Below are 18,191 nucleotides of genomic sequence, written 5' to 3' on the forward strand. Positions count from 1 at the left end.
AAGAGAAGTTACACCATCCGAAAATAAAAAAGGGTCCTGGTCGAAACCAGAACCCCAGTACAACTCATCACAATCCCTGTCGCTAATTAAATAAATTTTGGACAAGAATCCAATGTGTCTCAAAAATTAACCTTCTGAAACAAATATTCTTTAATAAATACAGTAACAAACTTTAAGCATGTTCTTCTTCAGATTGTAAATAAAAAACATTCATAATAAAAAGAACCGCCAGGCTCCCTAAAAAGCCAAATGCTAAACTTCCCGGCATATTAATCATTATAGCTGAGCTCCCAACTACTACAGCCCCAACTACACCGCCAATAAGGTTGGGAACAAGATCAACACCTTGTTTCCAGATACTTACCTTGGTAAGTGCTCCGGCTACCATCCCCGCAGAAATTAGCCAGAATATCATGGTTCCATTTAATTCTTCCATTCCGTCCTATTATTTTATTTTAAATATGATTTGTACAAAAAATATACTTTTTTAATCGATTTTGGAACCTGTTTTTTACCATATATCGATCCTGATTCCGTATATTACTTAGCATTCTCTCAATTGTTGTTCAATGGCTAAGCCAGATATCCGAAAAATTATCCATATTGATATGGATGCCTTTTATGCATCCGTTGAACAGCGCGACTTCCCAGAATATCGGGGCAAGCCCGTAATTGTAGGAGGATCACCTGAAGGCCGCGGGGTTGTTGCAGCAGCCAGCTACGAAGTTCGAAAATATGGCGTCCATTCGGCTATGCCCGCGGCCAAAGCCGTGCGTTTATGTCCGCATGCTATTTTTGTTAAGCCCCGCTTTGAAGTTTATCGAAAAATATCAGAACAAATCAGGGAGATATTCTTCGAATTTACGGATCTCGTCGAGCCGCTCTCACTGGACGAAGCCTATCTTGATGTCACCGAAAACCATATTAACCTGCCCTCGGCTACACTAATTGCAAAAAAGATTCGCAAGCGTATTAAAGAAAAGACCCGGCTTACCGCATCGGCCGGTGTGGCGCATAATAAGTTCCTGGCCAAAATAGCTTCCGATTTAGATAAGCCAGATGGACTTTCGGTAATTCTACCCGAAGATGCCCGGGATTTTTTAGAGAAGCTCGAAATTGGCGAATTCTATGGGATAGGAGAGGCGACCGAATCCAAAATGAAATCGCTGGGGATCTATACCGGCAAAGATTTAAAACAATGGTCGGAAATTGATCTGGTTAATGAGTTTGGCAAAACCGGTCGGTATTACTATCGCATTGTTCGAGGTATCGACAACAGGCAGGTAAAAACTCACCGGATCCGAAAATCAATAGGGAAGGAACGCACATTTTCTGAGGATGTTGATGATCTGGGATGGATCAATAACTTTTTGCGCGAATTGTCCGAGAAAATATCCCAAAGCATGAAAGACAAAAATGCGGCCGGAAAAACAGTAACGCTTAAGGTACGATATGACGATTTTGAAACTATCACCCGAAGCACCTCATTCAGTCATTATATTAATGATGCTGAAGACATCGCCAATACTGCCATTTCGCTACTCGAAGAAACCGAAGTAGGAGAGCGAAAGGTGCGTCTGCTCGGTATCACCCTTTCTAATTTAAACCTCAATGAAAAAGGCCATTTCAAACAGCTTGAAATTCCTTTTGAATAATTCGTCCACAAGGCCACACAAATTTCTACTGTTATTTAACCACTCTACAACTCTTGATACCCATTAATTTTCCTTATCTTTAGCAGCTAAAAATAATCCGTTTCAATCCGTGTTAATCTACGGCTAAAATTACTTTCTGATGAGTTACACCCTTTCCGACTTTGATTATGATCTGCCTGATGAATTTATCGCCCAGCAACCGGCCGAGCCGCGCGACCATTCGCGTCTGCTTGTGTATGATCGCGAATCTAACACCATAACTGACGATCGTTTTTACAACATACATAAGTATCTACCCAAAAATACCACGCTGGTTGTTAATAACAGCAAAGTGGAAAAATGTCGGCTGCTTTTTGACGACGGTAGCAAAGAAATATTTATTCTTGATACGGCTAATAATACCACCGTACAGGCGATGGTACGTCCCGGCAAAAAGTTTAAAAAGGGCCGAACGGTAGAACTAACCGATACCATCTCTGCTGAAGTGTTGAATATTGATGACGAAGGATTGCGGACACTAAAAATGAGCCCTTCACTCGGTCACCAAGTATATGAGCAATATAAGCATACCCCTTTTCCTCCCTATATCGAGCAAAACGAGTCGCTATCAGAAAAGTACCAAACGGTTTATGCGGATGATTTAGGCAGCAAAGCCGCACCTACTGCGGGACTTCATTTTACGGATGATCTTCTTGCCAAAATTCAAGAGGAGGGAATTGACCAAGCTGAGGTAACCCTGCATGTAGGACTTGGAACCTTTGCGCCGATTAAAGCCGATAGTATTGAGGAACACACGATGCATTCCGAATGGTTTAAAATCACAAAAGAAACAGCAGCCCAATTAAATAATGCTGAGCATATTACAGCGGTGGGAACTACAAGCGTTCGGGTGTTAGAATCGGCGCTTCGAGAACACGATAAGTTTACTTCAACAAAGATGGATACAGATATTTTTATCCGTCCCGGCTTTGAATTCAAGGCAACCGATGCGCTGATTACCAATTTTCACCTACCTAAAAGCACTTTGCTGATGCTGGTAGCAGCATTTACCGGTTACGAAGAAATGAAAAAAATATATCAGCACGCCATCGATGAGGAGTATCGTTTCTACTCCTTTGGCGACGCCATGCTGATATTATAAATAGTTATCCGTCAATGGTTATTTGGATATGCATACCTAATAACCATTATCGAATCAACAAATAACGGGTCTTAACTATCCGGATTCTGTTGCTGTTTTTGCATCTCTTCCATCTTCTGCTTCATTTGCTGCTGGGCATTTTGCGCTTCATCGCCATCAACCATTTTAACCTGGTTTTTAAGTGATGTTGAAAGTTCTTCTACATCATCTTCGGAGAGCACTTCGTCCAGATCTTCAATACCTACCTTTTGAAGCAGGTTATAAATCATACGATTGTGCAGCATCTGCTGGGCAGCGGAGCTTAATTGCATCAGTTGCTCCTGTGGCACCTGCGCGCCGGATAGTTTAATCTTGTTCATTACCGGTTCAAGCAGGGTCTCAATCTTCTTGGACATCTGCTTTTCCAGCTCTTTAGCATCAACATTTTCTTTACTTGTTATTTCATTACCGTCAGCATCGACTAACTTCATAATTTACAAATACTTTGGTTTAGAATTACTACATGTTTTAAACACAGACTTACAGGATATCGTTTATCTTTGCAGAAGTCAAAAAGTTCCGGAAGATCATTTAGTCTTCAAAGACCAGTGCATCGGGTTGAGCACCGAGCTCTTTGAGATATTTAATCATCGCATCATTAAAAGCCGGAGGTCCACACACGTAAAAAGGCTGATCAAAATCATTAATCTGGTCGGACAAAAACTCTTTATCAATAAATCCATCCAGATAGATATGCTCATCAGTGGGCTCATCTGTAATCACATTGATAAACTGTTCTCCCAATATCTTATCAAATTCATCCTTCAGAATAATATCATCCTCCGTCTTATTCGAAAAGATAAGCGTATTTGAACCAATCTCATTTTTTGCATACAAATCACGTAAAATGGCAATAAACGGCGTTACCCCTGCACCACCTGCCAGAAAAACACCTTCTCCCTTGTATTCAATCGTTCCCCATGCATCATCAATAATAAAATGATCACCTTCTTTAAGCTGCCCAATTTGTTCCGTTACGCCATTGTGATCCGGATAGCTCTTAATCACAAACTCCAGGTGATCATCTTCCTGCAGATTCGTAAATGTAAATGGCCGCTTTTTGTCACGCCAACCCTCCTTGTTGATAGCTACCTCCGTAGCCTGTCCCGGAGTAAAGGAATAGCCATCGGGCTTTTCAAAAGTGTACGCTCTCACATCGTGGGTAATGTCTTTAATATCCAAAATCTCAACCTTATGACTCATAGCTCTTATTTTCTTCTGATTAATATTCACTAAAAAAATGCTTTTGGGGCTCTAACCATTCAAAAAAATCCTCGGAATTATCCCAAGAGCTACTTTGTTATTTAGTTCAACATTAAACTAAATGAAATAATAAATCAACCATATGCAAGCTACAGACGAACAACCCATAAAATTGGCCGATACAGAATACCCTATTCACGAACTCCTACAGAAGAGATGGAGTCCCCGAGCTTTTTCCGAAAAATCGATTGATACCAAACTATTAAATCAACTTTTTGAAGCCGCACGCTGGGCTCCCTCATCATACAATGAACAGCCATGGCGTTTTATCATAGCCCGCAAACAGGATCAGGAGGCGTATGAACAACTCGCTTCCGTAATGAATGACTTCAACCAAAGCTGGGCCGCAGACGCACCCGTACTGGTACTGGCCCTTACCAAAACAACCTTTGATTTAGATGGCAGAGACAATCCCCATGCCGGACATGACCTGGGACAAGCCATTGCTCACCTAACTTTTGAGGCTACGAAACACGATTTATACGTACACCAGATGGCTGGCATATTACCCAAAAAGGCACGTGAGCTGTACGAGATACCCGACGATTATAAACCGATGACCATGTTTGCTATCGGGTATAAAGGAAATCCCGAATCACTAAATGACAAATTGCAAAAACAGGAAACTTCTCCGCGCATTCGCAAAGATCTGGACGAAATTGTCTTTGACGGGGAATGGGAAGGGTAAGAACAATTAATTTTATATATAGCTGCTGACCAATCTCCGGTCAGCAGCTATTCTTTTTTTTACTCCCCTTTCAAATTTTGCTCGAGAAAACGAACGGTCTTTTGCCAGGCATCCTCAGCAGCTTTTTCAACATATCGCGTGCCGGATGGGTTCGCAAAAGCATGTCCCGCCCCTTCATAAATATGGATGGAATTCTCGACACCCACTTCATTGAGAGCCGACTCAAAACCCTTCACCTTTTGAGGTGGAATACCCTCATCTTCTTCACCAAAAATACCAAGCACGGGCATCTCTAAAGTTTTAAGCTTCTCTGTCTCGGTCACCAGTCGGCCGTAATAAATAACAGTGGCGTCAATCTTTTGCGGATGGGCCAGGGCCGTTTGCAGCGACCACGCTCCGCCAAAACACCAGCCGATTACACCGATATTATCCGCTCCCTGACTTTTATTGAGATAGCCGTACGCCTGGGTCAAGTTAGCCAAGGCTTCTTTGTCATCAACAGAACGGGCATAGGTCCCTGCGCTATCGGGTGATTCCGCCACCTTCCCATTATACAAATCAACAGCCAACGCCGTATATCCTTCGCCGGCCAGTTTATCCGTCATCATCCGAATATTGTCATTTAAGCCCCACCATTCGTGGATCACAATAATACCGGGAGCATTATCTTTTCCTTCGGGTTTAGATAAGTACCCTGTAATATCTTTTCCATTTACCGTAGCGTAGGTAACCTCCTGTCCCGATACTTCTCCCGATTGGTTTAACTGCTGTGAAGTATTTTCGACCGGCGAATCTCCCTTGTGCTCTTGCGTCATCCGATCAATAAAATCTTCTTCCGGGCTATCACTGCACGCTGTTAAAAGCAGCGCCAATCCCAATACTAAATATACACGTCCAAGTTGATGCATAATCACCTTGTTTTTATTGCGGTTATACTCTTTTAATTAAAATTTGAGCCGAAAAGTTGCATGACTTCGTATTTACTGCCTATAAAGAGTGAACAGGTTCCCAGTATAGATCATTGAAAGCACTGAATTTGAGGATTAGTCTTATGATCTGTACAATGAAAAAAATTTGATGGGAGTTTAATGGTGATGCTATTTCCGTCCCGTCGGTATATCAAGAGATCTGAATAAAAAATTAATAAAATATCGGGTTATATATGAGTTTTGATTTTAGCAAAGCAAGCCAATCGTTTGATTCGCTTCCTTACAAAGAGCGTATTAAATCGGTACTGCATTTGGTTAAAAGTACGTTCACTATCATTGGCAAAGACAAGGATATCATCAAGCCGTGGATACGGATGGCCATTTACCATTCCATAATGGTTACCTTCGGTTTCGCGGTATTCTTTTTGTGGCAGTTTGATCAAATAGGATACGGCCTCCTGTCCCTTTTCTTTGCCTTCATCTTATTTCTCTACAAGCACTTTTATGATAACAAACAGGAAATGCGGATGAGCTGGACAGTATACGAGACCATCATCGGTAATGATCCTTCGTATGTGGGAGCCACGAATGCCAGTAAAAAACTAAGCTCGCAAATCCTAAAAATTGCCTGGCTCGACATCCTGATGCGCTTCGTCAATAAGAGTAAGTTTGTTGGCGGCGGTATTATAAAGATGATCATCAGGCTCTTTATCGCTGGATTAGAAGAGGTTTGGGACCTGGCCAATCACTATCTGCTGCCATCGGTGGCCGTGGACGAGATGGATATCACACCGGCCGTTAAAGAGATGAAAAAACTTAAAGATCGTGTTCCCGAATCCTTAGTTGGTATTTTTGGGATTGACTTTCTGGGCAGGGTTGTCCGCCATGTAACCCTCCCGGCTTATGTCTTATTATTTATCATTTCTGCCGCAATCGGTTACTTCGGTAGCTCAGTTTTTCCGACCTCTACAATAACCATCGGAGGAGATCCTGTCAGCTTTAGTTGGGTACCCGTAATTGTAGCGCTATGGATAGGGAAGCTGTTCAGTAATCTTTTTGAGCGTACCGTTACGTCTGTCAAAGTAGTTTACTTCACTGTTTTTTACACGAAGATTACGCATCCCGAACGCATTAGAGAAGATATGCAGGACGAGTTAGTTGACTACCTGAAACTAAAACAGGTAGACGAAGTTGATAACCTTGACCAACAGGATGTAGAGTCTAATTAGAGAAGAAAAAACTGTTAAAATAAGTCTGGCGCAAGCTCAACACTTGCGCCAGATATACTTTTAAATTCAATGATTACAGGAAGTTTTTATTCATCCTTGGGAGATACACGTACAATGCCGCTATCAGCTTCAGTCGCTACATAAATATTACCGTCAGGACCTTGCTTAACATCTCTTACGCGGCCAATATCTTCGAAAATCTTTTCCTCACCAACAACTTTCCCGTTCTCTACATCAACATGCATTACGTATCCAAACTTAAGTGATCCTACAAGGATATCGCCCTGCCATTCGGGAAATTTTTCACTTGTTACAAATGTCATTCCGGATGGGGCAATGGAAGGATCCCAATACCACTCGGGCTGCTCCATACCGGCCTTAGCCGTATCTTCGGTAAGCGTTGTGCCGTCATAATTGATGCCAAAGCTAATTTCAGGCCAGCCGTAATTATTTCCGGCCTCAATAATGTTAATTTCATCACCGCCTCGGGGACCGTGCTCGTGCTCCCAGAGTTGCCCGGTTTCGGGATGCAGATCCATGCCTTGTGGATTACGAATACCATAAGCAAAAATGGCATCCAATCCTTCTTTGCCCACAAATGGATTATCTTCGGGAATACTCCCATCTTCGTTCAAACGATAAATTTTTCCCATATCGCGCGTAACATCCTGGGGATTTACATCACGATTACCGCGATCTCCAATACCGAAGAAAACATGTCCATTATTATCAAATACGATCCGGCTGCCAAAATGCTGACCTCGCTCGGTATTAGGCTCAGCTTTATACAAAACTTCTTTATCTATGAGTTCCGATCGGTCATCATTCAGTTTGGCTCGCATTAACGCTGTATTTGCTCCAGCGCCACTGCCTTCAGGACTGGAGTAAGTCATATAGATCCAGCCGTTTTCTTCATGATCGGGATGCACTTTCACATCAAGCAAACCACCTTGCCCACGTGCCCATACTTCCGGGACACCTGCGATAGGTTCATCAGCCAAATTTCCTTCACTGTATAACCATAGATCACCACTCCGGGCGGTAATTAGCATATCTCCATTGGGCAGCCAGTCCATCCCCCACGGAACATCAATTTCAGTAACTATTGTCTCTAATGTTAACTCCGGGTTTTCAACTTCCTGACCCTGAATTGTGTCAGCCTCCGGTTCATTTTCGGTGGTAGCATTACAAGCTGTTAAAAATACTACCGCTATAAATATTGACAGATATTTATACATTTTTGTCCTCATAATAATAACTGTTATTCCCATTTATGGTGATACAATTACGAATAAATAATTAACGCCATTCGTTCGATAATTGCCAATTACGCACGTAAAAAGTTATGAATATTACATTCATGCAATGACTAACACATAAATCCATACTTTGGGGATATACCATATTTATTGTAAACCTACTTACTCCCAAAAGGTCGTAATTCCGGGTTGTAATTTGTCCGCCAAAGCGGGATATTTAGACTCCTTTCGAAATGCGCCCGTAGCTCAACTGGATAGAGCGTCTGACTTCGGATCAGAAGGCTGAGGGTTCGAATCCTTCCGGGCGTACTCTCTATAAGCCCATGACTCACAATGATTTATGGGCTTTAATTTTTATTCTACTCTCTTAACCGATCTATTTTATTTTTGATATCAGAAAATAAACGCCCCCTCTAAGTTATACTCATTTGATTAGCGGGTTTTGTCCGTTTATTGTTTAGGATGGTTATATATAAAAAGGTCTAACCTGCTTTTTTGCAGACTTTCTGCCAACTCTCTAAATAATTTGGATTATCTCGTCCAATCCCATCAAGCAATCGAGAGTATGCCCACCCACCATAGCCAACACCATTGTAAATCTCTTTAAAGGTTATCTTATTTAAATATTCCTCAGTATTGCTGATGTAAATGTGTCAGCGGAATCCTTATTTTTTGATGGAAGTGTTCATTACATTTTTCCAGCTTTTTTGCCACATTATTTATCGATCTGAATACTTATCGCTGTATTACCCTCAACGTGTAGCCTCAGCTTCTGTTTTTAGTAAAAATGAGTAATCACTTTTATTCAGAATAATCCCCATGACCATTTTCTTATTTCTTTGTGGATTAGCTTTTCTAATTGTTGGTGCCGAAGTGTTGGTTAGGGGAGCATCCCGCATTGCCAGGGGATTCGGTATATCTCCTTTGATTATCGGCCTGACAATCGTAGCCTTTGGCACCAGCTCACCGGAACTTGCGGTAAGTGTAAAATCTGCCCTTTCAGATCAGGCTAATATCGCGCTAGGCAATGTGGTGGGGAGTAATATTTTTAATGTGTTGTTCATTCTCGGCATTTCGGCATTGATTGTTCCCTTGCGCGTCTCACAACAATTAATTCGGCTTGATGTTCCCCTGATGATAGGCCTTTCTGTTATCGTCCTGCTATTTGCCATGGATCAGAATATCAGCCAGTATGATGGTTATATCCTGCTTGCGGGCCTTGCCGGATATATTGGATTTTTGATTTACGAAGGACGCAAAAATACCGGTTTTGGCGACAGCCCATCCGATCAAAACGTAAACCCCGGTAAAAAAGATACCGGCAAGAACAATTGGCTTTTAAATATAGGCTTTATTGCTGGGGGGCTTGTATTATTAGTTATCGGCTCGCGCTGGCTCGTCGACGGAGCAGTTTCTTTTGCACAGTATCTGGGGGTCAGCGAGCTGATTATTGGCTTGACCATCATTGCAGCCGGTACGTCTTTGCCCGAAGTAGTTACATCCATAATTGCGGCCATTAGGGGTGAGCGGGATATAGCCGTAGGCAATGTCGTCGGGAGCAATATTTTCAATATTATGGGAGTGCTTGGAATTGCGGGGGTTGTTGCCCCTGCAGGTATCGAGGTCTCTAAAGCCATTTATCATTTCGATATTCCCATTATGATTGCCGTAGCATTTGCCTGTCTGCCCATATTTTTTACCGGCGGTACCATTAACAGGTGGGAAGGTGGTTTGTTAGTCTGTTACTATGGGGCGTATACGCTGTATCTTGTATTAGCCGCAACTGAACATGGAGCTTTGCCGTTATTCAGTACGGTGATGCTCTATTTCGTAATACCAATCACTGCAATCACTATCATTATAATTGCGGTACAGGAATGGCGAAACAAAGGCAAAAGTCATGTAGAATGACATTCACTTCATTTAGCAATATTTTCTGATCTACCACCTACCGGTTAGTCTGTTCGGTGGATTCTTCAGGAGCTTTCTTCGCGGCAAAATCATTGTTGCTTAACACTTCCGACAAGATAGATTGTTCAATAAAGCTGCGTTGCCCCGACTTTACGGGAATTCGTATAATTAGATGGATCTCACCGGCGGCCGGAACCTGGATGGTAACCCGCGGTTCTACCTTTGGCACGTCGAGCCCGCGTTCTTCGCTGATCTCTTTCATGTGTTTTCGGACGTCGTTAAGATAAGGCTGGCAATGGCGATTCGCACATTCAAGAAACTCTTTTTGTGCCTCGCGCCAGTCATCTTCGCGCTTAAATGGAACGGTAAAAACATGCAGTATATAGTCGTGAGTATAGCTCTCGTTAATAACCGGCTCTGAAACAAACAAGGCGTTGGGGATAACGGTCATACGTCCGGTTCGCTGATGAGTGATCTTTCCCGGCCCTACCTCCAGAATCGTTGTGGCAAGCAGGTTTTGATCAATCACGTCGCCCCGAAAATCCTTGATCTGTATCCGGTCGCCAATATTAAATGAGCCCGCACCGGTCTTGAGTATAGATCCGGTGACACAGAGAATCAGTTCCTTAGTAGCTACAACAAAAGCAACCGCAATTGCAACGATAGACAATGCGAGGGTTCGAAGCTCTTCACCCCAGATAAAGAGGAGTCCCAGCAGAAGCAGCAGAAGTAAGCCGTTGCGCGACTGAACCAGCCACCGGCGCCGAAGCTCGGTTGAGGAAACGCTTCGACGGATATATCTCGATAAAAGCCACCGCAAAATTATGGTTATAAGAATGAGAATAGCCGTACTGATAAACATATTCGGCAGCGAACCTAATACGGCGATACTTTCCAGCCACTTGCTGATATTTTCGATCATGAGTCTTTAATTCTTTTACAAAATGATATTCGTGCATATAATATACTCTTGCAGTGCTCACTGCAAATTCATTTACATGCGGTTGGTGACCTGTTCCCGTCTGCCAATATTCGTCTGATCGTAATATTTCTCAAGCTGAGGGTACCAATCACCCGGATTTTCCAGGTCTCACTCTATTCTCGGGATAATATGAAGATGAAAATGCGGAACGGTTTGTCCGGCGGGAGGGCGATCTTGTATAGTCCAGTTAAATGAATCAGCATCGAATAAATCAATAACGAGTTCAGCTGTATGGGTACCAAGCTGCATTAATTCGTTACGCTGAGCATCATTAAAATCAAACAGGCTTTGCCGAAATCACCATTGAGTGACCGGGCAGTATGGGCGACTTGTTATAAATACATCGGAAATGCTGAGATTCCAGAAAAGCTCATTCAGTTACCTCCGGATCATAAAACACACAATCCATAAAAGAGGAATGAAATTAGAATTACTCTTTACGGACAAATGAAACCCACTCATCCATGCGCCTTAAAAATTATAAATAGCATTTGGATCAAGATCATCTTTGCTAAGCACCAACTCATTCTAAAGAAATAAAACGCGACTCTCTATATCATTTGAAGCTTTAGCACTCCCTGCCTGCGAACAGTTTACAAATAAATCCAGCTTAATATTATGTAGTCAGTAATTCCATTTCCCGGATTAAAAATAAAAAGACTATGAAAATATTGGTTTCCTGTTTATGGTACGTTACCTTCTCAAGCTGTTGTCACAAAAGTCAAAAATATGTAACAAAAGCTAAGAATTATGTAAGATTTTCTTGACGAAATTTCGTCAATTTTAATGTTAAAATGTACTAAAAGAGTTCAAAAACATGTCCGACGTTGAAAAAGTAACATTTAACAACAGCACCAGCCGGGAATTCAGTAAAACCGTAAAAAAGCGGGTTGACCAATATTTTGAGGAGAATGACATCTCCAAGCATGCCAACGCGCAGATGGTTATAAAAACCATCATTATGCTCTCCCTGTATTTAGGACCTTACGCCTTGATTATCTCCGGGCAATTTTCGCTTGGAACCATGTGGTTTTTAACTTTCTTGATGGGTATTGGAATGGCCGGTGTAGGCTTTTCAGTCTCTCACGACGCCTTGCACGGAGCCTACTCCTCTAACAAATATGTCAACCGTGCCCTGGGATTTACCTTCGATCTGCTGGGGGCCAACGGGTATATCTGGAAAATAACCCATAACATCATCCACCACACCTACACGAATATTCATGGGCACGACGAAGATCTTGAGGTAGCTGGCTTTATACGTCTCTCTCCGCATTCCGAGCACAAGCCCATCCATCGCGTGCAACATATTCTGGCCTTTTTTGCCTACAGCCTGGCCATGGTTTTCTGGGTATTTATAAAGGATTACAAGCATTTCCTCAAAACAAATATCGGGCCGTATAAGGATAAGTCTCATCCCATAAGCGAATGGATTATTCTATTTGTGACTAAGGCCATCTACTATACCTACATACTGGTACTGCCCATGCTCCTGCTCGATATTACCTGGGTTCATCTTTTGATTGGCTTTTTAACCCTTCAACTGACGGCGGGGGTTATTATTGGGGTCATCTTTCAGCTTGCCCATGTTGTCGAGGGAACCGACCATCCGGTGCCGGACGAAGAGAATATGATTGACGAGCACTGGATGATTCACGAAATGGTGACTACCAACAATTTTGCACGTGATAATAAAGCCTTATGCTGGTTTGTAGGTGGACTAAATTTTCAGATTGAACATCATCTATTTCCCAGAATATGCAGCGTGCACTACCCGGCTATTAGTCCCATTGTTGAAAAAACAGCTGAGGAGTTTGATATCCCCTATAACCACCACGAAACCTTTTTCGAGGCAGTAGCCTCCCATTACCGTACGCTTAAGAAGTTCGGGGATCCGGAGTTTACCTATTCTGAACCTGAATATAAGTTTGACTTCCAATAAATCTGTTCACACGCTGCGATAGTGTTACCAAAGCGATCAGGTCAGCTAATTCCTGTTGAATGTTGCCATCCAAGCCTACGCGAATAATTGTAGGATTCACTAAAAGTTAACCGATTGAAAGTAGATAAAATTTACTACTGAGCACCTCCCTATAATTGACCCAGTCATAAGTAGAGAATCGGGCGTTATGTGATGTTTCTGAATGTACTCATTCGGAGTTAAATCTCCGAGTGAGCTGTGAGGTCGGAAAGAGTTATATTCGGTCCTCCAGGCTTCAATCTTTTGGCGGGCATCTTCCAGCGAGCGATCAGAACCAGTGCAGCTTCAAACACTCATCAAGGAAGCTCCCATTGAAAGGCTAAATTCGGGTTGTCGGTGGATTTCCCGGCGAAGCAGAACATAAATACGCCAGAATGCGTATCGTACCCGCGTCAGAGTAATCCCACGAAGCGGCCGCGAAGACAAGATACAAAGTCGATTACAATTATTTTTAGTAATTTTAGAATCGATAGTGTACTCCTGCTAAAAAGTAGCGAGACACTATTTTGTGGAATGTAGATTCCGTACCAACATCCGTAAGCTCATATTGTTCAAACTGGTGATTATTAAGCAGATTTCTCATCTCAAATTTGATCTTCCACTTATTTTTGGAAAGCTCATAATGTGCGATACCGTCTAAGAAATAGTGATTATTTCCCTTTTCACGACCACCCAACCTATACCTTTCAGCCAACAGCTGTAGTTCTATAGTATCACTGAGATCAAAATAGAGATCTAGGAATTGGGTAAGATCTATATTGGAATGCCGGACTACCGATGAGTTGCGATGATATTTCCAGGAACCTCCTACGATATAATTGAACACTCCATCAAATACCGATCGCAGTTCAAACCCTGGCTTCAGAAAATGAGAATAAAATAAATAGTTTTCCCCGTTAATTTCGTTCGTCTTAGAATGGGTTGACGAATAACCCAACTTCCCTTTCAAATTATTTCTTAAGGCCTTCAGATATAAATCCGTTGACAAACTAAAGTGCAACAAATCTTCAAAACCTCCCTGCTGTTTTCTCAACAAGCGGTATTCAGGAGTAATAATACTATTAACTGATAAAGATTCTTTCTTTTGATTATAGAGTACCGTTGCATTAACAAAAAAATGGTCTATCCAATCTCCAAGGGTATAGTTGAATAGGTAATTGTGTCCCCTGAAAACACCGAAAATACCCACCCCGCGACTAAAAGTTCGATCACCCAAAAACAGATAATTGCTCGACAGCTCAAAAAAAGAAGTTGCCGTAGCATTGTACAGATAGGTTATCTGCATTGTATTCTTCTTATTTATCTCCCATTTAAGACCCAACCTCGGCTCAATATATTTGAGTATTGTATCATCATTATCAACATCCAGATAATCTGTTGTATTATAAGCTAATCGATTTATATCCGCTGCTCCAAAAATTGAACCGGACCCAAAGTTATATCGGCTCTTTAATCCTATATATATATTTTCGTATCCCAAATCGTTATTATTTGTATATCCTTCATCGAGTATATTATGAGAAGAAATATGAGGAGGCATTAGTAGGTCTGTTTTCAGTGCAGCGTCCAAAAACTCGGTTCCCGCTTTAACTTCCACGGTAAAATTGGACGCCATCCTTGTTATTGTTTTCGCCTGCAGGTTAAATAACCATAGGTCAGTTTCGTTTCTCTGGTCTGCATCAAAAGAAGGGCTGCCATTCCCAAAAACCTCCTTCGGCAGAAAGGGGCGCGCCGACAGTTTCTCCGATTGTTGTTTGTATTGGTATCTGCCTGAAAGTAGTAGCGCATTTTTTTCATTAATTCGGGAGGTAAAATCCAGATAGTGTTCCATTTCTCTGCGACTATTATCCAACAGTTCCGAAGACTCTCTATCGTTGAATGTTAGAGTTGAACGACTATCTCCTTTTTTGCCAAATAGTAACCCATCATACTTAAGGTGCGAATTATCAGTAGGTTTATATGAAACCTGTATACGGCTAAAGCCGTTTTTTATCCTCTCTGTCAGTGATTTCTCTTCCCTGTTTACGACCGGTTCTTCATTAGTATCATAGGTGTAAATTCCCTCCCTGTTAAAACGATCTTTTTCGAAGGTTGCAAAGCTTAATAATTTAAATTCCAATAAATCTGAGGGATTGAAGATGATATTGTAGGAAGCCAAACTTGAGTTATTAAACCGTACCCTGCTGTCTCGCAGTCCCGGTGATGACTGATTCAAATTCAATATTGGGTGCAGATCGAGATCAAAAGTGGAAAGTGGTTCTGTTCCCGGGCGTTCTGAGTATAGATAATGATCGATTTTACCAAGCGGGTCATATCCCAGGCTATTCGTATTCAAAAAGGAATACTGTTGGACTTTTTTTCCCATTGCTATTAATGCAAGACGGGCCTCATAATCATTAGAAGAATTATAACCAACTGTGGCATTACCCAACAGCGATGTCTTTACTTCCTCTTTGAGTTCAAGATTTAATGCAACCTTGTCACTGTGCTCTAACCCCTTTAGTTCAGGATTGTCGGAATAGTGTTGAAGAGCTTGAATCTCATCAATTAAACCGGCCCCCAGGTTTTTAGTGATCATGCTATATCCTTTTCCAAACAGATCTGCATTTTCCACCATCACTTTCTCAACCTCTTTACCACCAAATTTAATCGTACCATCATCTTCAACTTCAATGCCAGGCAATCGCTGCAAGAGATCCTCTACAGCCATTTCATCTCCGTAAGTAAAATCATCAGCTTTATAAGCAACTGTATCACCATTAACGCGGATCGGACCTTGACTCCGAACAACAATTTCATCAAAAACAATGGGGTTACTTCTTAATGTAGCATCTCGTCTTATCAATGTATCTCTCGAAATGGTAAGCGGTAAATGCTTGGTTTCATAAGAAAGGGCTTTAAAGAACAACATAAACTGCCCGGTATCACGCACTTTCAAAACATAACTGCCGAGACTATCGCTCTGGGTAAAAGCAACAATCCCAGAATCTTTTGTTTGGCGAAGCAGAATTTGGGCATGAGGGATCGGCTGCTGTAATGAATCGATTATTTCTCCCTTAATAAGAGTCTGTCCGTAGAGTAATGAGGGACAGATACACGCAATAGAAATAAAGAAAATGAAAATACGACCAATTGTAGTCACCATTTTTTCTCACATACAGTTTCTTTCTAAGCCTTAATATTCCCGTTCGATTCCTTTATTAACCTGGGTAGTACTAACATTTGATATCTTAGCGTCCCGAGGCAGTTTGGCCCGAATCAGTTCAACAAGTTCATCCACAAAATTTTCCTGGTAGGTCGCATATTCCTTAATAGTAAGTCGTTTACCTTTATCAGGAGCTTCTATATCCTGAGGGTTAACCTGATAAGGAATTTCAATTTTTGACATCAGGAATTGTACGCCCTTTTCCTCATCATACACTTCCAATATCAGCCCGGGCAAACCATGAAATTTCCACGGTCCTTCATCTACCGGTATTTCGGTTGTAAACCAAGCTGTATAGTTTCTTCCCCGGAAAGATGCGGTTGCTTTAGTAGCCGTAAAGGAACTGATTTCTTTTTGTTCATTTTTAAGCTCCCAGTCAATCAATCCGGTTGGCTCAATTGTTATACACGGATGAAGTTCTCCGTTTTTAAAATAACGTTCGCTGGCAACAACTTTTTGGGCACTCCTATCAATAAAAACTTGGTGATACGAGGCTAAAGGCTCCCCTATTGAAATTTCAAACTCCGCATTCGAAGCATTGTTTAGATTCATTGAATGCACATTTTCAGCTTTTGCTGTTGTATCCGGCAAAAAAGAAAAGAGAGAGAGATTATCCTTAAATATTAACTCGGCTTTAAGCTCTCTGAAATCCTGGCTCTCAAGTATTGCCGTATAAGTAACTTTCCCTTGGGCAAATACTTTTGATGAAGAAAGAAGTATGAACAGTGAAATAAGGAATGATAAATATACTTTTTTCATAACAGTTGATTTGAAATAAGAGTAGTCTGGAATAGGTTAAATCCCAGACTACTCTTAAATAATATTCATGTTTTTTTCGACATCATTATTTAAAAATTTCGATGCCACCAAGCTCCCACTTTCAACTTGGCACAAGTCCACCAACTTACCTCATAGAAGGTAACTTCAACTTCCATATTGTCAGTTGCAACCCGCACGGTACAATCTCGCTCAATGATCTTCCCCCCACATTCCAAACTCGGGATAGGAGAAACAACCAATTGCTTTCCAGGATAGTCCTCTATTGCCTTATTCCTAAGATCAACTGTAGTAGCACCCTCTATATTCGTAGCAGTTAATAGTAAAAGTGCCAACGTACAGATAAATGCTGGGTTTTGTACAATATTCATCGCAACTGTTGTTTAATATTAATATTACATTAGCTCTTTCATTAGTTCAGCACACGATTTCCCATCAATCGTTATTGTTATATCCACCTTTTTCCCATCAATGGTCCCCCTTATTCGAATGGTACAACTATCCTTTACTTCTTGCTCAACTACTTCCATCTGATCCACCTCAATCCCCATCTTCTCTACAACGGGGCGAAGTAGTTCCACCAAGTCGGGATTTGCCTTGATACTGCACTCCTCAATGAACTGCGGTGATTCGGCTGCCGCAGGCATGCTCGTTGCAAAAGCTGGCTGTTGGCTAATACCTACAAAAAGTAAAATCACTAAAAAAATTAGTTTTCGCATAACATCTCCTGTTTTAAGTTAGATTTAAGAGAGAAAAACTTTTCCCTCTATTCACTCTTAACAGGATATTTTTGAATAATAAATGTAGCAATACGCACAACCTGCGTAAAATAGTAAGCAAGTTGTAATTAGTTCTTCGCTTATTCCTCCCGATCTTTCATATGTTTTAAGCACCATTTAAAAAGCGCTCTATAGCCTTTAATTCCCAGTTTTTCGCAGATATTCTGCCGGTATTTTTGGACTGTTCTATAGCTTAAGTTTAATATTTCTCCGATTTCTTTACTTGTGCGCCCTTTGGCGACTTCTTCAAGGATTTCAACCTCTCTGGGTGTAAGCTTCTTTAGCAGATTAATATATTCTGATGAGTTGCCTGTTGACCTATCCACTTTTTATCTCCCCGATAAATTTGAGCT

Annotated in this window: 18 protein-coding genes, 1 tRNA gene and 1 pseudogene; 7 read left to right on the plus strand and 13 right to left on the minus strand. The window is 41.5% G+C overall.

Annotation, left to right across the window (positions count from 1 at the left end; translation table 11 throughout):
* Positions 1-172: 172 nt before the first annotated feature.
* Positions 173-436, minus strand: coding sequence for a hypothetical protein (locus tag ACQ4LT_RS07960; RefSeq protein ID WP_445665500.1), 264 nt, complete (start codon positions 434-436; stop codon positions 173-175).
* Between the two features lie 133 nt (positions 437-569).
* Between ACQ4LT_RS07960 and dinB the strand changes: the two genes are divergently transcribed.
* Together dinB and queA are read left to right on the plus strand one after the other, a co-directional pair.
* The gene (gene dinB, locus ACQ4LT_RS07965) at positions 570-1,655 is read left to right on the plus strand and encodes a DNA polymerase IV (protein ID WP_445665501.1); all 1,086 of its coding nucleotides are present in this window, start codon (positions 570-572) and stop codon (positions 1,653-1,655) included.
* A gap of 139 nt (positions 1,656-1,794) precedes the next feature.
* Positions 1,795-2,796, plus strand: coding sequence for a tRNA preQ1(34) S-adenosylmethionine ribosyltransferase-isomerase QueA (gene queA, locus ACQ4LT_RS07970; RefSeq protein WP_445665502.1), 1,002 nt, complete (start codon positions 1,795-1,797; stop codon positions 2,794-2,796).
* A gap of 71 nt (positions 2,797-2,867) precedes the next feature.
* On the opposite strand, the gene ACQ4LT_RS07975 is transcribed toward queA, so the two are convergent.
* Both ACQ4LT_RS07975 and ACQ4LT_RS07980 read right to left on the minus strand, forming a co-directional pair.
* Entirely contained in the window at positions 2,868-3,266 is a 399-nt protein-coding gene (locus ACQ4LT_RS07975; protein WP_445665503.1) for a hypothetical protein, read from the minus strand.
* A 100-nt stretch (positions 3,267-3,366) separates the two neighbouring features.
* A complete protein-coding gene (locus ACQ4LT_RS07980) occupies positions 3,367-4,038 on the minus strand; it encodes an FAD-binding oxidoreductase (RefSeq protein ID WP_445665504.1) in 672 nt (223 codons plus the stop codon).
* Between the two features lie 142 nt (positions 4,039-4,180).
* On the opposite strand from ACQ4LT_RS07980, the gene ACQ4LT_RS07985 reads away from it, so the two are divergent.
* A complete protein-coding gene (locus ACQ4LT_RS07985) occupies positions 4,181-4,786 on the plus strand; it encodes a nitroreductase family protein (RefSeq protein WP_445665505.1) in 606 nt (201 codons plus the stop codon).
* Between the two features lie 59 nt (positions 4,787-4,845).
* Here the strand turns inward: ACQ4LT_RS07985 and ACQ4LT_RS07990 are convergent, their stop codons facing one another.
* Positions 4,846-5,694 carry a dienelactone hydrolase family protein gene (locus tag ACQ4LT_RS07990; RefSeq protein WP_445665506.1) on the minus strand — a complete coding sequence of 283 codons (849 nt, stop codon included), beginning with the start codon at positions 5,692-5,694 and terminating at the stop codon, positions 4,846-4,848.
* 254 nt (positions 5,695-5,948) lie between these two features.
* Here ACQ4LT_RS07990 and ACQ4LT_RS07995 point away from each other — a divergent pair, with 254 nt between their 5' ends.
* On the plus strand, positions 5,949-6,944 hold the full coding sequence (locus ACQ4LT_RS07995; protein ID WP_445665507.1) for a hypothetical protein: 996 nt from the start codon (positions 5,949-5,951) through the stop codon (positions 6,942-6,944).
* An 86-nt stretch (positions 6,945-7,030) separates the two neighbouring features.
* Here ACQ4LT_RS07995 and ACQ4LT_RS08000 read toward each other — a convergent pair whose 3' ends face one another.
* A complete protein-coding gene (locus tag ACQ4LT_RS08000) occupies positions 7,031-8,194 on the minus strand; it encodes a PQQ-dependent sugar dehydrogenase (protein ID WP_445665508.1) in 1,164 nt (387 codons plus the stop codon).
* Positions 8,195-8,438: 244 nt separating this feature from the next.
* Here ACQ4LT_RS08000 and ACQ4LT_RS08005 point away from each other — a divergent pair.
* Positions 8,439-8,512: transfer RNA gene (locus ACQ4LT_RS08005), tRNA-Arg, on the plus strand.
* A 510-nt stretch (positions 8,513-9,022) separates the two neighbouring features.
* Complete coding sequence (locus ACQ4LT_RS08010) at positions 9,023-10,114, plus strand: calcium/sodium antiporter (RefSeq protein ID WP_445665509.1); 1,092 nt, start codon at positions 9,023-9,025, stop codon at positions 10,112-10,114.
* A 37-nt stretch (positions 10,115-10,151) separates the two neighbouring features.
* On the opposite strand, the gene ACQ4LT_RS08015 is transcribed toward ACQ4LT_RS08010, so the two are convergent.
* Complete coding sequence (locus ACQ4LT_RS08015) at positions 10,152-11,036, minus strand: mechanosensitive ion channel domain-containing protein (RefSeq protein WP_445665510.1); 885 nt, start codon at positions 11,034-11,036, stop codon at positions 10,152-10,154.
* A 168-nt stretch (positions 11,037-11,204) separates the two neighbouring features.
* Positions 11,205-11,381, minus strand: coding sequence for an HIT family protein (locus ACQ4LT_RS08020; RefSeq protein WP_445665535.1), 177 nt, complete (start codon positions 11,379-11,381; stop codon positions 11,205-11,207).
* A 532-nt stretch (positions 11,382-11,913) separates the two neighbouring features.
* Between ACQ4LT_RS08020 and ACQ4LT_RS08025 the strand changes: the two genes are divergently transcribed.
* The gene (locus ACQ4LT_RS08025) at positions 11,914-13,038 is read left to right on the plus strand and encodes a fatty acid desaturase family protein (RefSeq protein ID WP_445665511.1); all 1,125 of its coding nucleotides are present in this window, start codon (positions 11,914-11,916) and stop codon (positions 13,036-13,038) included.
* 204 nt (positions 13,039-13,242) lie between these two features.
* Here ACQ4LT_RS08025 and ACQ4LT_RS08030 read toward each other — a convergent pair.
* The 6 genes and pseudogenes from ACQ4LT_RS08030 to ACQ4LT_RS08055 form a co-directional block, all read right to left on the minus strand.
* A pseudogene (locus ACQ4LT_RS08030) lies at positions 13,243-13,390 on the minus strand (integrase core domain-containing protein); the annotation flags it as partial.
* Between the two features lie 147 nt (positions 13,391-13,537).
* Positions 13,538-16,222, minus strand: coding sequence for a carboxypeptidase-like regulatory domain-containing protein (locus ACQ4LT_RS08035; RefSeq protein WP_445665512.1), 2,685 nt, complete (start codon positions 16,220-16,222; stop codon positions 13,538-13,540).
* A 30-nt stretch (positions 16,223-16,252) separates the two neighbouring features.
* Entirely contained in the window at positions 16,253-17,041 is a 789-nt protein-coding gene (locus ACQ4LT_RS08040; RefSeq protein WP_445665513.1) for a GLPGLI family protein, read from the minus strand.
* A gap of 89 nt (positions 17,042-17,130) precedes the next feature.
* Positions 17,131-17,430 (minus strand): hypothetical protein, encoded by a 300-nt coding sequence (locus ACQ4LT_RS08045; RefSeq protein ID WP_445665514.1) that lies wholly within the window; start codon positions 17,428-17,430, stop codon positions 17,131-17,133.
* A gap of 24 nt (positions 17,431-17,454) precedes the next feature.
* Entirely contained in the window at positions 17,455-17,778 is a 324-nt protein-coding gene (locus ACQ4LT_RS08050; RefSeq protein ID WP_445665515.1) for a hypothetical protein, read from the minus strand.
* Between the two features lie 140 nt (positions 17,779-17,918).
* The gene (locus ACQ4LT_RS08055; RefSeq protein ID WP_445665516.1) at positions 17,919-18,164 is read right to left on the minus strand and encodes a response regulator transcription factor; all 246 of its coding nucleotides are present in this window, start codon (positions 18,162-18,164) and stop codon (positions 17,919-17,921) included.
* Positions 18,165-18,191 lie beyond the last annotated feature (27 nt).

Source organism: Fodinibius sp. AD559, assembly GCF_052712805.1.

Coding starts and splice junctions, on each gene's coding strand:
- ACQ4LT_RS07980 (WP_445665504.1), bottom strand. CDS start 4,038: ATGAGTCATAAGGTTGAGATTTTGGATATTAAAGACATTACCCACGAT.
- ACQ4LT_RS07960 (WP_445665500.1), bottom strand. CDS start 436: ATGGAAGAATTAAATGGAACCATGATATTCTGGCTAATTTCTGCGGGG.
- ACQ4LT_RS08050 (WP_445665515.1), bottom strand. CDS start 17,778: ATGCGAAAACTAATTTTTTTAGTGATTTTACTTTTTGTAGGTATTAGC.
- ACQ4LT_RS08040 (WP_445665513.1), bottom strand. CDS start 17,041: ATGAAAAAAGTATATTTATCATTCCTTATTTCACTGTTCATACTTCTT.
- ACQ4LT_RS07990 (WP_445665506.1), bottom strand. CDS start 5,694: ATGCATCAACTTGGACGTGTATATTTAGTATTGGGATTGGCGCTGCTT.
- ACQ4LT_RS07995 (WP_445665507.1), top strand. CDS start 5,949: ATGAGTTTTGATTTTAGCAAAGCAAGCCAATCGTTTGATTCGCTTCCT.
- ACQ4LT_RS08015 (WP_445665510.1), bottom strand. CDS start 11,036: ATGATCGAAAATATCAGCAAGTGGCTGGAAAGTATCGCCGTATTAGGT.
- ACQ4LT_RS08035 (WP_445665512.1), bottom strand. CDS start 16,222: ATGGTGACTACAATTGGTCGTATTTTCATTTTCTTTATTTCTATTGCG.
- ACQ4LT_RS08045 (WP_445665514.1), bottom strand. CDS start 17,430: ATGAATATTGTACAAAACCCAGCATTTATCTGTACGTTGGCACTTTTA.
- dinB (WP_445665501.1), top strand. CDS start 570: ATGGCTAAGCCAGATATCCGAAAAATTATCCATATTGATATGGATGCC.
- ACQ4LT_RS08000 (WP_445665508.1), bottom strand. CDS start 8,194: ATGAGGACAAAAATGTATAAATATCTGTCAATATTTATAGCGGTAGTA.
- ACQ4LT_RS08025 (WP_445665511.1), top strand. CDS start 11,914: ATGTCCGACGTTGAAAAAGTAACATTTAACAACAGCACCAGCCGGGAA.
- ACQ4LT_RS08010 (WP_445665509.1), top strand. CDS start 9,023: ATGACCATTTTCTTATTTCTTTGTGGATTAGCTTTTCTAATTGTTGGT.
- queA (WP_445665502.1), top strand. CDS start 1,795: ATGAGTTACACCCTTTCCGACTTTGATTATGATCTGCCTGATGAATTT.
- ACQ4LT_RS07975 (WP_445665503.1), bottom strand. CDS start 3,266: ATGAAGTTAGTCGATGCTGACGGTAATGAAATAACAAGTAAAGAAAAT.
- ACQ4LT_RS07985 (WP_445665505.1), top strand. CDS start 4,181: ATGCAAGCTACAGACGAACAACCCATAAAATTGGCCGATACAGAATAC.